We start from the raw sequence: 15,063 nt of genomic DNA, 5'->3' as shown, positions 1-15,063 counted from the left end.
GCGCTGCGCCGCACCGGGACGCTCGCCCGCCGCGCCGCGTTCGGCACCGTCTCGCTCGGCAGTACCGCCACGTTCGCCCGCTGCGGGACGTCCCTCGCTTCCACCGCCCCGCGGCTCGCTCGCGGTGCCACTACGCGTGCCACCGGCCTCGCCACCGGGCGCCCCACCGCGCATGCCGGCCCCGCCGCCCGGAGCGGCTGGCCCGGCACCGCCAGCCCCTGCACCGCCGCCGACACCCGCTCCGCCGCCGACACCCGCTCCGCCGCCTGCCGTCCCGGCACCGGCGCCACCGGAAGCGCCTCCGGCGGCGCCCCCCTGGGCGAAGGCCATCGTCGCGCCTGCCGTCAGCAGGGCAGCCGTCATCGTGCTCCGGATGAGCTTGTTCATGGGCGCTCTCTCGTTCCGTGGTCGGTGAGGGGATCGCGGATCCTGCTCCGCCCCGCGTTGCCGCCACGCAACGGCAAGGATGCGCAAACCGTTCCGAGCAAGCACGATGGGGCTTCCGCTGGCGGAAGCCGTACGGTTCGACGGGAGCGGAAAGAAAATGCCCGCCGCGGCGGTGCCGGGCGGGCCGAAGTCTTGGGAGGAAACGCCCGTAAGGGCGAGATCTAAATTAGCACTTGGCATGCCAGTCTCCGCGTGCGCGAGCGCACGTGTCGCGGATACGTCGGAGCGGGGGCCTGCGCGGATCACCCGGCGACGGTCATCTGATCCGCCGGCCGATTGGAGCGGCGACGCGGATGGGGAGGCGATGCGCGGCTCGGCATCGCCGACGTCCGGATCGGCGATGCCCCGGAAGATCCGGAGCGAACGCCTTGCGGAGTGAGCGCGGACGGCACAGCCTGGGACGTCGCTGTGCTTGGCCCGATCAGGTTATGCCGGCGGCCGGCAGGTCGGGACGCTGGCCCCTGCGTCGCCGACCTGCTGCTCGGGTCGGACCATCCGATTCGACGGCGCCTCGATGCTCGTCGACGGCGCCGCCCACGACGGGCCCTGCACACCTTCGCATACAACGGGGCGGGGCTCGGTGGCTGCGCCGGTCGTCCCGCCCGCGCGCATGGGCCCTCCGTCGATCGCGGTCGCGCCGGGACGATGGTCCGGATGCCCGCGCAATCAGAGCCGTATCGCGCGCCGAAGTCCCGGGCGGTTCCGGGTCGTCGGAGAGCGCGGGACGGCGCCCCGCGACCAGGGGGCTGACATCATCCGAAAGGATTACCCACCAACGCGGTGTGGTGCGGGCCTCAAGCTTCGCTATTCAGTCAATCGGAGGACGAGACGGGGGTTGCGATGCGAAAGATCGGCAGGATTGCGGCGGCGGTCGAGGTTTGGAGCGCTTGGCGCGACCCGATCGAGGTATCTGTCCTGCTCTTCGGAGGCTGGCTCGCCGCCGGGCTGTTCGCAGGATGGGCCGGCGCGATTGTGTGAGGCGCCGAACGCCTGTGGGCCGGAGCGGCGCAGGAGCCTGCCTGGCCGAAGCGGAACAGTATGCGTGGCCCTATCGGGCGGTGGGGGCTGCGGTCGGAAGATCGCTCACAGCATCCGGGGCTTCAGCTCTGCCGTCCAGTTGTGGTCGGGCCCCGCATGTTCGGCGGTACGATGGCCGTTCATGTGAGCGTAGCGGCCGACATACAGTGTCGCCAGCAGGCCGAAGAGCAGGATCAGGGTCAGCGCAACGGCATCCGGATGTCGGCGGGCACGATGGATGCCGAGACAGCCCAAGGTGAAGCCGGCGGCAAGGGCAAGGGAGATGAGCGCTTCGTGAGACATCGGATCGCTCGCCGCGCAAATCGGTCGCGTTCGCGTCCCGAGGAGGCTAGCGCCGATGTGCGCTCGGAGCAAATGGACGCTTGCGCGAGCCACCGAGGTCCCGCCTCTGCTGGAAGGCAAGGCCCGGAGCGATCTCGGCAGGTTCTGCCGAGGGGCGATGATCCGCAGACACGCCCCTCGGCAGCAGGCCGGCGAGGTTACGAGCAGCCGGTCGTGCCACCGCAGGTGTCGCACTTCAGGCAGGTGCCGTTGCGGACCAGCGTGAAGTTCGCGCATTCGGGGCAGGCCTCGCCGACATAGCCCTTCATCTTGGCCTCGGCCCGGCGGTCCGCGACGCTGCGCTCGGCGGGCTCCGCTTGCGCGAAGGGCAGCGTCTCGATCGCCGCGGCCGGCTCCGCCTTCAGCGCGGTTGCGCCGCGCAGCGCGTGGACTGTGCCGCCGGCCGGTGCGCTCTGGCCCGCCGAGCCCGCGCCGACCCCGACCGTGCCGCCGGCCGGGCCGCCCTGGATCAGGGTGAGCCGGTCGGCCGAGCCGCGCACGAGGCCGCGGGAGACGATGGCCGCCGCGGGCGCGGGCTTCGCCGCGTCGCGGGTGGTGTCGCCGCTCTCGCCGCCGCCGATCACCGTGCCGCCGATCTCGTTCGGGTTGACGTGGGCGAGGTCTGCCCGGCCGAGATACGAGACCGCCAGCTCGCGGAAGACGTAATCGAGGAGCGACGTGGCGTTCTTGATCGCGTCGTTGCCCTGCACGAAGCCCGCCGGCTCGAAGCGGGTGAAGGTGAAGGCCTCGACGTACTCCTCCAGCGGCACGCCGTACTGGAGGCCGAGCGAGATCGCGATGGCGAAGTTGTTCATCAGGCTCCGGAAGGTCGCGCCCTCCTTGTGCATGTCGATGAAGATCTCGCCCAGCCGCCCGTCGTCGTACTCGCCAGTGCGCAAGTACACCTTGTGGCCGCCCACCACCGCCTTCTGCGTGTAGCCCTTGCGCCGGGCCGGTAGCTTCTCGCGGGAGCGGATGCGCTCGACGCGCTCGATCACCCGCTCGACGATCTTCTCGGCGGCCAGAGCAGCCTTGGCGGCGGCCGGCGCCTGGATCAGCGCCTCGACACCCTCGTCGGCCTCTTCCTCGTCGTCCGAGACCAGGGCGGCGTTGAGGGGCTGCGACAGCTTCGAGCCGTCGCGGTAGAGGGCGTTGGCCTTGAGCGCGAGGCGCCAGGACAGCAGATAAGCCGCCTTACAATCCTCGACGGTCGCGTCGTTCGGCATGTTGATGGTCTTGGAGATCGCCCCAGAGATGAAGGGCTGGGCCGCGGCCATCATGCGGATGTGGCTCTCGACCGAGAGGTAGCGCTTTCCGATGCGCCCGCAGGGGTTGGCGCAGTCGAACACCGCGTAGTGCTCTGTCTTGAGGTGAGGAGCGCCCTCCAGCGTCATCGCCCCGCAGATATGGGTGTTGGCGGCCTCGATGTCGCGCTTGGTGAAGCCGAGGTGCGGCAGCAGCTCGAAGGTCGGGTCGGCGAGCTTCTCGGCCGGCACCTTCAGGGTGCTCGTCAGGAAGTCGTCGCCGAGCGTCCAGCGGTTGAACACGAACTTGATGTCGAAGGCCGACTTGAGGCCCGCCTCCACCGCCGCGATCTTCTCGTCGGTGAAGCCCTTGGCACGCAAGGTCGCCGGGTTGATCGCCGGGGCCTGACCCATCGAGCCGTGGCCGACCGCGTAGGCCTCGATCTCGGCGATCTCGGACTCGCGGTAGCCCAGCGCCCGGAGCGCGTCCGGCGCGGCTTGGTTGATGATCTTGAAGTAGCCGCCGCCCGCGAGCTTCTTGAACTTCACCAGCGCGAAATCGGGCTCGATGCCGGTGGTATCGCAATCCATCACGAGGCCGATCGTGCCGGTCGGCGCGATCACGGTGGCCTGGGCGTTGCGGTAGCCGTGCTCCTCGCCGAGCGCCAGCGCCCGGTCCCAGGCGGCGCGGGCGTGCTCACCCAGGTCGGCCTGCGGGATGTTGGCGTGGTCCAGCGCCACGGGGGCGATGTTGAGGAACTCGTAGCCCTCCGCCTCGCCGTGCGCGGCGCGGCGGTGGTTGCGGATCACCCGCAGCATCGCGTCGGCATTGTCCTCGTAGGCCGCGAAGGGCCCGAGCTCGGCCGCCATCTCGGCGGAGGTGGCGTAGGCCACGCCCGTCATGATCGCGGTGAGCGCGCCGGCCAGCGCCCGGCCCTCCTTCGAGTCGTAGGGTAGGCCCATGGTCATGAGGAGGCCGCCGATATTGGCGTAGCCGAGGCCGAGCGTGCGGTACTTGTAGGAGAGTTCGGCGATCTCCTTCGACGGGAACTGCGCCATCATCACCGAGATCTCGAGCACCACCGTCCAGAGGCGGTTGAGGTGCTCGAAGGCCTCCACGTCGAAGCGCTTGCTCTGCCGATCGTACATCGTCAGCAGGTTGGCCGAGGCGAGATTGCAGGCCGTGTCGTCGAGGAACATGTACTCGGAGCACGGGTTCGAGGCCCGGATCCGCCCGCCCTGCGGGCAGGTGTGCCAATCGTTCATCGTGGTGTTGAAGTGCAGGCCGGGATCGGCCGAGGCCCAGGCCGCCTCGCCGATCTTCTCCCAGAGGTCGCGGGCCTGCGGCGTCTTCACCACCTTGCCGGTGGTGCGCGACGTCAGGTTCCAGGGCTTGTCGGCTTCCACCGCGCGCAGGAAGTCGTCGGTGAGCGAGACCGAGTTGTTGGAGTTCTGGCCCGCCACCGTGAGGTAGGCCTCGGAATCCCAGTCGGTGTCGTAGACCGGGAAGTCGATCTTGGTGAAGCCCTGGCGGGCGAACTGCACCACGCGCTTGATGTAGGCGTCCGGCACCGAGGCGCGGCGCGCGGCCTTGATCTCGCGCTTGAGCACCGGGTTGCGCTCAGGGTCGAAGCAGGCGTCGCCTTCCGCCTCGCACTGGGTGCAGGCCTTCATCACGAGCGTGAGGTGCTTCGAGACGACCTTGGAGCCGGTGACGAGAGCGGCGACCTTCTGCTCCTCCTTGACCTTCCAGTCGATGAAGGACTCGATGTCGGGATGGTCGATGTCGACGATGACCATCTTGGCGGCGCGGCGCGTGGTGCCGCCCGACTTGATGGCGCCGGCCGCCCGATCGCCGATCTTGAGGAAGCTCATCAGGCCCGACGACTTGCCGCCGCCGCCGAGGCGCTCGTTCTCGCCGCGCAGCATCGAGAAGTTCGAGCCGGTGCCCGAGCCGTACTTGAACAGGCGCGCCTCGCGTACCCACAGGTCCATGATGCCGCCCTCGTTGACGAGGTCGTCCTGGACCGACTGGATGAAGCAGGCGTGCGGCTGCGGGTGCTCGTAGGCGGTGGCCGACTTCGTCAGCTCACCGGTCTTCGGGTCGCAGTAATAATGGCCCTGGCTCGGCCCGTCGATGCCGTAGGCCCAGTGCAGGCCGGTGTTGAACCATTGCGGCGAGTTCGGCGCCACCATCTGGCGGGCCAGCATGAAGCGCAGCTCGTCCATGAAGGCCTGGGCGTCCTCTTCGGACGAGAAGTAGCCGCCCTTCCAGCCCCAGTAGGTCCAGCAGCCCGCGAGGCGGTCGAAGACCTGGGTCGCCGAGGTCTCGGAGCCGGTGCGCTCCTCCTCGGGCAGCTCGGCGAGCGCCACCTCGTCGGCGACCGAGCGCCAGAGGAAGGAGGGGACGTCGTTCTCCTCGACCTTGCGCAGGCGGGCGGGCACGCCGGCCTTGCGGAAGTACTTCTGCGCGAGCACGTCGCTCGCGACCTGGCTCCAGCCCTCGGGGACCGAGATGCCGTCGAGCCGGAAGACCACCGAGCCGTCCGGGTTGCGGATCTCGCTCAGGGCCTTGCGGAACGGGATGGCGGCGTAGGGGGATTGCCCGGCCGTGGTGTAGCGACGCTCGAACCGCATGAAACACACCTCTCCCGACGGGGCGCGACGGCCCCGTCCCACGCTCGCGCGCAGGATATGGTCCCAACTCTGGGGGCACCGGATCCGACGCAGGATGGGACTGCGGCGGGACCGGCGATGATGACGTGAAGGTGCCCGCGCGAGCCCTGAACCCCTTGGCCGAGCCGCCCGGACCATGACCCGGAGATTAACGCCGGGGCCGCCTTCACGTCAACAAGTGGTGTGCCGGCTCCGAGTTCCACGCTAGATGTGGTAGGAGAAGCGAAATCCCTGTGGATATCGCGCAGCGCTTGGCTAAGTGCTCTTTCGGCTTCCCGGATTCGGTTCCGGAAAATTTTCGATCCACAGGGCTCCGCAACCCCTGCGCGAAACGACAGTCGGCGCAGGATCCCGGACCCGTCCGCGAACCCCGGCAGCGACATTTCGGCGACACCCGGGAGGAGCGGGCGGCGGCTTTCGACTGGACTCGCTGGCCCGCGCTGACCATAACCCGCCCGAAGCCTCGCGCCCGCGCGGGGACTCGCTTCGAAGGCCCCGGGGACACGCGATGGCTCTCAAGGACACGCTGCTGCGCATCTTCACGTGGTGGAACGGGCAGACGGTCTCGCTCGCCCTCACCACCGCGCGCAGCGGCACCTATGTCGGCAGCGACGAGCTCGGCAACAAATACTACCGCGCGATGGGACCGCTGATCGACCGCTCGGTCGGGCCCGAGCGGCGCTGGGTGGTCTACAACGGCTACGCCGACGCCTCGAAGGTGCCGCCCGGCTGGCGCGGCTGGCTCTGCCACAACGTCGAGGTCCCGCCGAGCGAGGAGGACTACAAGCCGCGCGCCTGGGAGCGGCCGCATGTCGAGAACCAGACCGGCTCGCCCGACGCCTACCGGCCGAAGGGCTCGCAGCTCTCCTGGGGCGCGCGGCCGGCCGCCACCGGCGACTACGTGCCGTGGACGCCCGGCGAGTAGGGCTCGCCCTCAATTCACCACCGTTCGGGTCTTGAAGGCGGTCTCGCGCGTCTGAACCCGCGTTCCCGGAGGGCCCCGCCTTGAGCCGCATCACCGCACGCCTGTCGGGCGCCGCGCTCGCCGCCGGCCTGCTGGCCCTCGGCAGCCTTCCCGCCGCCGCCGACAAGATCAAGAACCCGACGGCCGTGTTCTCGGGCCTCGACAAGATCACCGGCCGCATCGTTTCCTTCGAGGTGGCGGTGGACGAGACGGTGCAGTTCGGCGCGCTCCAGCTCACCCCGCGGGTCTGCTACACGCGGCCCCCCACCGAGAGCGCCAAGACCACCGCCTTCCTAGAGGTCGACGAGGTCACGCTCGACAACAAGTACCGCCGCATCTTCACCGGCTGGATGTTCGCCGCGAGCCCGGGGCTGCACGCGATCGAGCACCCGATCTACGACGTCTGGCTGGTCGACTGTAAGGGCGGCACCGATGTGATCGCCGAGGCCAAGGAGCAGGAGGACGTGCCCGCGCTCGCCTCCAAGCCCGAGAAGACGCGCAAGGGCCGCGACCAGACGAAGACCGCCCAGCAGGTCAACTCCGCGGGTCAGGTCGATGTCGAGGCGCCGCGCGGCGTGCCGGTCCAGCCCCGCCAGAAGCCCTCGCGCAAGTTCTTCCCCTCGAACGAGGGGCCGGCCCCGGCCCCCCCGCCGCAGCAGCCGCAATCGCTGTTCGACGCGCTGTTCCGCTGATCCCTCAGGCGCCGAGCGCGGCCAACGCCTCCGCGCCGCGCACGCTCGCCGGCCACGCGGTCCAGTCCGCCTGCTCGGTGAGAGCCTCGGCCAGCCGCCGCTTGTAGACGTGGCGCGGCAACTCCTCGGCCCCGAACTGGGCGAGGTGGTCGGTGACGAACTGGGTGTCGGCGAGGCGGTAGCCGCAGGCTTTGAGCCGCGCCATCAGGTGGACCAGGGCGACCTTCGAGGCGTCGCGCACCGTGTGGAACATGCTCTCGCCGAAGAAGGCGGCGCCGAGCGAGACGCCGTAGAGGCCGCCGACCAACTGCCCCTCCGCGTAGACCTCGACCGTGTGGGCGTGGCCCTGGTCGAACAGGGCGCCGTAGAGTTCGCGGATGCGCCCGTTGATCCAGGTGCGCTCGCTGTCCCGGCGCGGCGCGGCGCAGCCCGAGATCACCGCGTCGAAATCGGTGTCGGTGCGGACCTCGAACACGTCCGAGCGCACCGTGCGGGCGAGGCGCCGGGCTATGCGGAAGCCGTCGAGCGGCAGCACGCCGCGGGCACGCGGTTCGACCCAGTATAGGGTCGGGTCGGTCGCGTCCTCGGCCATCGGGAAGATGCCGGCGGCGTAGGCCTTGAGCAGGATCTCCGGGGTGATCTCCACGCGGGCGCCGTCGTGCATGAACCGATTATGGGGCAGGCCGGCCGCTCTGGAAGGGCGCCCGCACTAAGAGGCGTAACGGATCGGGCGGGCCCCTCACAAGCCATGAAAAAGGCCGGCCCCGCCGGGACCGGCCTCCTTCGAATTTCAGGGATGGACGCCCTCAGGTCGCGAGGCCGCCCGCTTCCAGAAAACCTTCCAGCCAGTGGATGTCGTAGGCGCCGTTCTGCACGTCGGCGTTGCGCACGAGGGTGCGGAACAGCGGCAGGGTCGTGTCGACGCCGTCGATGACGAACTCGTCGAGCGCCCGCCGCAGGCGCATCAGGCACTCGTTGCGGGTGCGCCCGTGCACGATCAGCTTGCCGATCAGGGAGTCGTAGTTCGGCGGGATGCGGTAGCCCTGGAAGGCCGCCGAATCGACCCGCACGCCGAGGCCGCCCGGCGGGTGGTAGTAGGTGATCTGGCCGGGCGAGGGCCGGAAGGTGGCCGGATGCTCGGCGTTGATCCGGCACTCGATGGCGTGGCCCTCGACCCGGATCTCGTCCTGGCTGACCGAGAGGTCGCTGCCCGCCGCGACCCGGATCTGCTCGTTCACGAGGTCGATGCCGGTGATCATCTCGGTGACGGGATGCTCCACCTGGATGCGCGTGTTCATCTCGATGAAGTAGAAGCGCCCGTCCTCGTACAGGAACTCGATGGTGCCGGCGCCGCGATAGCCGAGCTTCTTCATCGCGGCCGAGCAGATGCCGCCGATCTCGGCCCGCATCGCCTCGTTGAGGGCGGGCGAGCCGCCCTCTTCCCAGACCTTCTGGTGGCGGCGCTGGAGCGAGCAGTCGCGCTCGGCCAGGTGCACGGCGTCGCCCCGCCCGTCGCCGAGGATCTGCACCTCGATGTGGCGCGGCTTCTCCAGATACTTCTCGAGATAGACCGCGTCGTCTCCGAAGGCGGCCTTGGCCTCGGTGCGGGCGAGGACCACCGCCTGCTCCAGGTCGGCCTCGGTGCGGGCGACCTTCATGCCGCGCCCGCCGCCGCCGGAGGCGGCCTTGACGAGGACCGGATAGCCGATCTCGGCGGCGACCCGCTTGGCCGCGTCGATGTCATCGATGCCGCCCTCCGAGCCCGGCACGCAGGGGATGCCGAGGGAGAGCGCCGTGCGCTTGGCCTCGATCTTGTCGCCCATCGTGCGGATGTGCTCGGCCTTCGGGCCGATGAAGCCGATGTTGTGGTGGGCCAGCACCTCGGCGAAGCGGGCGTTCTCCGAGAGGAAGCCGTAGCCCGGATGCACCGCGTCCGCGCCCGTGATCTCGCAGGCCGCGATGATCGAGGGGATGTTCAGGTAGCTCTCGCGGGCGGCCGGCGGGCCGATGCAGACGCTCTCGTCGGCGAGCCGCACGTGCATGGCGTCGGCGTCGGCGGTCGAGTGGACCGCGACGGTCGCGATGCCGAGCTCCTTGGCCGCCCGCAGGATGCGCAGCGCGATCTCGCCGCGGTTGGCGATCAGGATCTTGTCGAACATCGCGCCTACTCGATCGCCAGCAGCGGCTCGCCGAACTCGACGGGCTGGCCGTCCTCGACAAAGATCGCGCTGACCGTGCCGGCGCGCGGGGCGACGATCTCGTTGAAGGTCTTCATCGCCTCGATGAGCAGCACCTTCTCGCCGGCCTCGACCTTCGATCCGACCTCGACGAAGGGCTTGGCGTCGGGCGAGGGGCGGCGATAGGCGGTGCCGACCATCGGCGACGGCACGGCGCCGGGATGCGCCCGGGGCGAGGCGGGAGCGGGTGCCGGGGCCGGCGCGCCCGGGGCTGCGGCAGGCGCGAGCGCGGCCACGGGGGCGGGCGCGGCCACCTGCACGCTCACCGGCTCCAGGCGGCGCACGACGCGGATGCGCAGGTCCCCCTTCTCCACCTCGATCTCGGAGAGGCCGGTCTCGGTGACGAGGTTGGCCAACTCGCGCACGAGGTCGGGGTCGATGGGGTCGTGCTTGGGCATCGGGGCGGGGTCTTTCACGGCGATGTCGGTTGGGTCGGGGTGCCGCTCCGGGCGGCCAGCAGGCGTGCCAGCGCGTCGAGGCCGAGGCTGTAGCTCATCGGGCCGAAGCCGCAGATCACGCCCGCGCAGACGGGAGCGAGGAAGGAGTGGTGGCGAAACGCCTCGCGGGCGTGGACGTTCGAGAGATGGATCTCGATCGCGAGCGCGCCGCTGCCGCTGATCGCGTCGCGGAGCGCCACGGAGGTGTGGGTGTAGGCGGCGGCGTTGATCAGCACGCCCGCGCCCGCGAGACCCGCCTCCTGCACGAAGCCGACGAGTTCGCCCTCGTGGTTCGTCTGCCGGAAGGTCAGCGCGACGCCGAGCGTCGCGGCCTGCGCGCGCAGGTCGCGCTCGATGTCGGCCAGCGTCGCGGTGCCGTAGATGCCGGGCTCGCGGCGGCCGAGCAGGTTGAGGTTCGGCCCGTTGAGGACGTGGATCGGGATCATGGAACCGTCGGGTCGGCCCGGTAGGGGAGGCGGGCCGCTCTTAAACGAAGGCGCGCGGGCGCCACAAGGGCGCGCCGCGTGGATGTGGGCCGCGTGCCGGACCGCTCAGCAGGAGGCGTGCCCGCACTGGCGCACGTCCGCGATGGTCTTGCGGATCGGATCGACGCCGACGGCGCCCGGGATGATCTCCTCGCCGATGACGAAGGCCGGCGTGCCGGAGAGCCCGAGCTTGTCGCCGAGGCCGCGGTTCTCGGCGAGCGCCGCCTTCACCTCCGGCCCGGCCGCGTCCCGCTGGATGCGGGCGACGTCGAGGCCCATCTCCTTGGCCACCTGGAGCGCGCGGGCGCCGTTCACCCGGCCCTTCGACTCCAAGAGCTTCTGGTGGAACTCGAACAGCTTCTCGCCCTTGGCCTGTTGCTTGACCGCGAGCGCGATCTGGCTCGCTTCCAGCGATTCCGGGCCGAGCACCGGGAAGTCCTTGATCACGACGCGCAGCTTCGGGTCGGTCTTGATCAGGGTCTGGATGTCGCCGAGCGCCTTGCGGCAGTAGCCGCAATTGTAGTCGAAGAACTCCACCAGGGTGACGTCGCCGTTCGGGTTGCCGGCGACCACGTCGTGCGGGCCGTTGTGGAGCGCGTCCTTCGCCTCCTTGAGCGCGGCGGCCTGGGCGAGGCGCTGCGTCTCCATCTGGCGGCGCTCGCCCTCGGCGATCGCCTCCTGCAGGACGTCGGGGTTCTTGATCAGGTATTCCTTCACGATCGACTCGATCGCCTGCCGCTGCTGATCGCTGAAGACCGGCGCGGCGGAGGAGGCGGGCTCCTGGGCCAGGGCGGACCGGGTCGAGACGGGCGCAGCCCCGAGGGCGAGCGTCAGGGCCAGGATCGAGACGGAACGGGAGACAGGCATACGTCCTCGCTGCGCGCGGGGGCGCCGGCCGGGCCGGCCGGCGAAAGCGCGATTCAGGTAGGCGTCCGGTTAGGCCTTTTCACGGCGGACGGTCAAATCGCGGGCCCGTCCGCCGCCCGCACGGCACACCGTCCCTTGCGCCGCCCAGCAAACTCGGTCCTCTGGCGCCCGCAACCCGCGGATGGAAACGCCATGCTCCTCCCCTCGCGCCGCGTCGCGGCGGTCGCCCCCTTCCTCGCCATGGACGTGATGACGGCCGCCGCCGCCCGGGAGCGGGCCGGCGGCAGCGTGGTCCACATGGAGGTCGGCCAGCCCTCCGCCCCCGCGCCCCGGGCGGTGATCGCGGCGGCGCAAGGGGCCCTGGCGCACGGCCGGGTGCCTTACACCGAGGCCCTCGGGCTGCCGGCCCTGCGGGAGCGGATCGCCCGGGACTACCGCGACCGCTACGGCGTCGATGTGGCCCCGGAGCGGGTCGTCGTCACCACCGGCTCGTCGGCAGGCTTCATCCTGGCCTTCATGAGCCTGTTCGACGCGGGCGCCCGGGTCGGCGTTCCGCAGCCCGGCTACCCGGCCTATCGCAGCATCCTCGCGGCCCTCGACCTCGTGGCGACGCCGATGGTGCTGCGGGCCGAGGACCGCTTCGCCCCGACGGCGGAGCTGCTGCGGGCGGTGCACGCCCAGGCCCGGCTCTCGGGCGTCCTGGTGATGAGCCCGGCCAACCCCTCCGGCACGGTGATCGCGCCGGACGCTCTGCGCGCCCTCTGCGCCGCGGCGCGCGACCTCAGCCTGCCGTTCATCTCCGACGAGATCTACCACGGGCTCGGCTACGACGGCCTGCCGAGCGCGACCGCGCTGCAGTTCGACGCGGACGCGATCGTGATCAACTCGTTCTCGAAATACCACTGCATGACCGGCTGGCGCGTCGGCTGGATGGTGGTGCCCGACAGCCTCGTGCGGCCGATCGAGCGGCTGGCGCAGAACCTCTACATCTCAGCCCCCTACCTCTCGCAGGTGGGCGCGCTCGCGGCTTTCGAGGCGGGCGAGGAACTCGACGCGGTGCGCGACGGCTACGCCCGCAACCGGGCGATCCTGCTCGACGCCTTGCCCGGGCTCGGGCTCGGGCGGACGCATCCGGCGGACGGGGCCTTCTACCTCTACGCCGACGTCTCCGACCTCACGGACGACGCCGCGGAGTTCTGCCGCCGCATGCTGGCGGAGGCGGGCGTCGCGGCGACCCCGGGACTCGATTTCGACCCGGCGGAGGGCGCGCACCATGTGCGCTTCTCCTTCGCGGGCTCGGAGGACGATTGCCGCGAGGCGGTGCGGCGCCTGCGCGGCTGGCTCGGCTGAGGCAGGTCCCGGTTCCCGGAGGTCCGAGACCTTTGGCGGGGCCGGGGCGGAGCCCGGGGATCATGGCTCGGGGGTGCCGCCCCGAGACCCCGCCGAAGGGCTGCCGCCCTTCGGGATCCCGCGTCTCAGGCCGCCCGCGCGAAGGCCGCCTCGGCGGCCTTCACGGCCTCGGCCAGATGGGCCTCGAAGGCCTGGAAGGCGCCGGCCGCCTCGCCCCAGGCGGCGGCCCGGATGTGCCCGGCCATCGCATCGGCCTTGGCGCCGGCCTCGGTGAGGGCGGTGCGGACGGCCGGCGGCATCTCCGCGTCGGGCCGCACCGCGAGCGCCGCCGCCTCCTGCGCCTGCGCCAGGCCGACGAGGCAGGCGGCGAGCCGGCGGCGCCAGGCCGCGCAGTCGGCCGGCAACCGGCCGAGCCGCACGAGGCGCGCGTCGCCCGGCTGACGGTCGAGCAGCGAGCGGCTCATCCCCTCCAGCGCGTCGAGGCGGCCGATGGCGTCGCCGATCTCGCGGCGGGACTTCTCGGTGCCGGCGGCGATGTTGCCGACGTTGGCGGCGATCTCGCCCGTGGCGGTGATCTGCTGCTCCATGATCCCCACCATGGCGCGCATCTCGGAGGCCGCCGCGGCCACCGCCGCGCTCTCGCTCTCGACGCGGGCGTTGACCCGGGTCATCACCTCGGAGCCGGCCGTGACGGCGGCGCGGCTGTGCTCGACCGCGTCGTGCATCGCCGACAGCTCGCCCTGCAGCGCCGTGAGGCGGGCCCGGATCTCGTCGGTGGCCTTCGCGGTCTGGGCCGAGAGGGCCTTGACCTCGCCGGCCACCACCGCGAAGCCGCGGCCCGCCTCGCCGGCGCGGGCCGCCTCGATGGTAGCGTTCAGCGCCAGCAGGTTGGTCTGGGCCGAGATCGCCGCGATGGCGCTCGCCATCTCCTCGATCCGGCGCGCGGCCGCCGCGAAGCCGTCGAGGCAGCCGCCGATCTCGGTGGAGCGCGCCTCGATCACCTGCATCCGCTCGGCGGCGAGCCGCATGTCGGCGGCGCACTCGCCGATGCCGACCCGGGCCCGCTCGGCGGTCTCGGCGGAGGTCTGAGAGCGGGCCGCGACCTCGCTCGTGGTGGCGGCGAGTTCCTCGCCCGCCGCGGCGATCAGCCGGGCCTGCTCGGAGATCTGCGCGGAGTCGTGGGTGATCCAGCCGATCGAGGTGCCGGCCTCCGAGGCGGCCGCCGAGAGGCTCGCCTGCAGCCGCAGCATCGTGGCGTCGAGCGCGGGCGGTTCGGGTGGCGCGGGAGCCTCGATCACCGCGGGCGCGGCATCGAGCACGGCCGGCGGCAGCTCCGCAGGCCGGCTTCCGCGGAACAGTGCGAACATGGTGGGACCCCTCAGACTTCTCGTTCTGAAGGGCATCTTCCCGCAAGGCCCTCAACCGTCAGTTAAAGCCATCGGGTGTCCCCAAAGGGGCTTAACACGGATTTGATCTCTCGGGGCGAACTTAAGCACGCTCAGGTTGTGCCGCCCTGCGAGGCCGGGAGCGCCCTGCGAGGCCGGGAGCGCCCCGCGAGGCCCCGGAACGCGCGGCGGGGCCCGGCGAACCGGGCCCCGCTGGGCTGCGGACGGCGCGTCCGCGGATCACGGTGGCGGAGCGCTAGGCCCGCGCCTCACTCGCCGGTCAGGGCCGCCTTGGTGCGCGACCACCAGCCGGCGCGCTTGGGACGGTCGGGATCGGACGGCGCGCTCAGCACCACGGCGACCGGCTCCGGCGGCGGGGCCGCCTCGGTCCGGGGAGCCGGCTCGGGCGACGCCGCGGATGCAGCCTCCGCAGCCTCGGCCTGCGAGGCGGGCTCGGGCGCCGCGCCGGCGACCGGCAGCTCGACCGCCGTCTCCCGGGCCGTGGTGTCTCCGGCGTCGGGCGCCTCGACCGTCGCGGCCAGGACCTCGGCGCTCACCGGCTCCTCCGGCGACAGGACCGCGACGGCGTCGGGCTCGGCCTCGTCCGCATCGGTCTCGTCCGAGGCGGCGGCCTCGCGGCCGCGGCCCTCCGAGCGTCCGCGCCCGCCCCGGCGCCCGCGGCGGCGGCGGCGGCGGCCCTCGCCGTCCTCGGCCTGCTCGCCCGCCGCCTCGGTCTCGGCCGTGTCCTCGGACGCGACCTCCGCGGTCCCGGCGGCCTCGTCCGTCCCGGCCGGCTCGGCCTCGTCCTCCGCGTCGCCCTCGTCCTCGGCGGCGTGGCGCGGCTCGTCGCCGGCCTCGCCGTTCGCTTCCCCCGTCTCCTGGCGCCCGCCGCGGCGGCGGGCGCCAGGAGACGGGGGAAG

12 protein-coding genes and 1 pseudogene are annotated in these 15,063 nt (G+C 71.6%); 3 read left to right on the top strand and 10 right to left on the bottom strand.

Features of this window, described 5'->3' with window-relative positions; all coding sequences use genetic code 11:
- The 3 genes from AX737_RS38060 to AX737_RS38050 form a co-directional block, all read right to left on the bottom strand.
- Positions 1 to 290, bottom strand: a 290-nt coding sequence (locus tag AX737_RS38060) for a hypothetical protein (protein ID WP_210173131.1), incomplete at its 3' end; no start/stop codon positions are given.
- Positions 291 to 1,530: 1,240 nt separating this feature from the next.
- The gene (locus tag AX737_RS38055; protein WP_066921375.1) at positions 1,531 to 1,767 is read right to left on the bottom strand and encodes a hypothetical protein; all 237 of its coding nucleotides are present in this window, start codon (positions 1,765 to 1,767) and stop codon (positions 1,531 to 1,533) included.
- Positions 1,768 to 1,964: 197 nt separating this feature from the next.
- Entirely contained in the window at positions 1,965 to 5,687 is a 3,723-nt protein-coding gene (locus AX737_RS38050) for a vitamin B12-dependent ribonucleotide reductase (RefSeq protein ID WP_066921373.1), read from the bottom strand.
- 547 nt (positions 5,688 to 6,234) lie between these two features.
- Here AX737_RS38050 and AX737_RS38045 point away from each other — a divergent pair.
- Together AX737_RS38045 and AX737_RS38040 are read left to right on the top strand one after the other, a co-directional pair.
- On the top strand, positions 6,235 to 6,651 hold the full coding sequence (locus AX737_RS38045; protein WP_066921371.1) for an NADH:ubiquinone oxidoreductase subunit NDUFA12: 417 nt from the start codon (positions 6,235 to 6,237) through the stop codon (positions 6,649 to 6,651).
- Positions 6,652 to 6,731: 80 nt separating this feature from the next.
- A complete protein-coding gene (locus AX737_RS38040; protein ID WP_066921369.1) occupies positions 6,732 to 7,382 on the top strand; it encodes a DUF2155 domain-containing protein in 651 nt (216 codons plus the stop codon).
- A 4-nt stretch (positions 7,383 to 7,386) separates the two neighbouring features.
- On the opposite strand, the gene aat is transcribed toward AX737_RS38040, so the two are convergent.
- The 5 genes from aat to AX737_RS38015 form a co-directional block, all read right to left on the bottom strand.
- Positions 7,387 to 8,046: a leucyl/phenylalanyl-tRNA--protein transferase gene (gene aat / locus AX737_RS38035; RefSeq protein ID WP_066921367.1), complete on the bottom strand. Its 660-nt coding sequence runs from the start codon at positions 8,044 to 8,046 to the stop codon at positions 7,387 to 7,389.
- Between the two features lie 142 nt (positions 8,047 to 8,188).
- The gene (gene accC, locus AX737_RS38030) at positions 8,189 to 9,541 is read right to left on the bottom strand and encodes an acetyl-CoA carboxylase biotin carboxylase subunit (protein ID WP_066921365.1); all 1,353 of its coding nucleotides are present in this window, start codon (positions 9,539 to 9,541) and stop codon (positions 8,189 to 8,191) included.
- A 5-nt stretch (positions 9,542 to 9,546) separates the two neighbouring features.
- A complete protein-coding gene (gene accB / locus AX737_RS38025) occupies positions 9,547 to 10,017 on the bottom strand; it encodes an acetyl-CoA carboxylase biotin carboxyl carrier protein (RefSeq protein ID WP_066921363.1) in 471 nt (156 codons plus the stop codon).
- 14 nt (positions 10,018 to 10,031) lie between these two features.
- On the bottom strand, positions 10,032 to 10,502 hold the full coding sequence (aroQ, locus tag AX737_RS38020) for a type II 3-dehydroquinate dehydratase (protein ID WP_066921362.1): 471 nt from the start codon (positions 10,500 to 10,502) through the stop codon (positions 10,032 to 10,034).
- A gap of 105 nt (positions 10,503 to 10,607) precedes the next feature.
- The gene (locus tag AX737_RS38015; RefSeq protein ID WP_066921360.1) at positions 10,608 to 11,408 is read right to left on the bottom strand and encodes a DsbA family protein; all 801 of its coding nucleotides are present in this window, start codon (positions 11,406 to 11,408) and stop codon (positions 10,608 to 10,610) included.
- A 192-nt stretch (positions 11,409 to 11,600) separates the two neighbouring features.
- On the opposite strand from AX737_RS38015, the gene AX737_RS38010 reads away from it, so the two are divergent.
- A complete protein-coding gene (locus AX737_RS38010; RefSeq protein ID WP_066921358.1) occupies positions 11,601 to 12,758 on the top strand; it encodes an aminotransferase class I/II-fold pyridoxal phosphate-dependent enzyme in 1,158 nt (385 codons plus the stop codon).
- Positions 12,759 to 12,883: 125 nt separating this feature from the next.
- Here the strand turns inward: AX737_RS38010 and AX737_RS38005 are convergent, their stop codons facing one another.
- Both AX737_RS38005 and AX737_RS38000 read right to left on the bottom strand, forming a co-directional pair.
- Complete coding sequence (locus AX737_RS38005; protein WP_066921356.1) at positions 12,884 to 14,125, bottom strand: methyl-accepting chemotaxis protein; 1,242 nt, start codon at positions 14,123 to 14,125, stop codon at positions 12,884 to 12,886.
- 287 nt (positions 14,126 to 14,412) lie between these two features.
- Positions 14,413 to 15,063 (bottom strand): annotated as a pseudogene (locus AX737_RS38000) (ribonuclease E/G); the annotation flags it as partial.

It is taken from the genome of Methylobacterium sp. CCH5-D2 (assembly GCF_001556475.1).
Taxonomy (GTDB): domain Bacteria; phylum Pseudomonadota; class Alphaproteobacteria; order Rhizobiales; family Beijerinckiaceae; genus Methylobacterium; species Methylobacterium hispanicum.
This window is presented reverse-complemented; position numbering and strand designations above follow the sequence as displayed.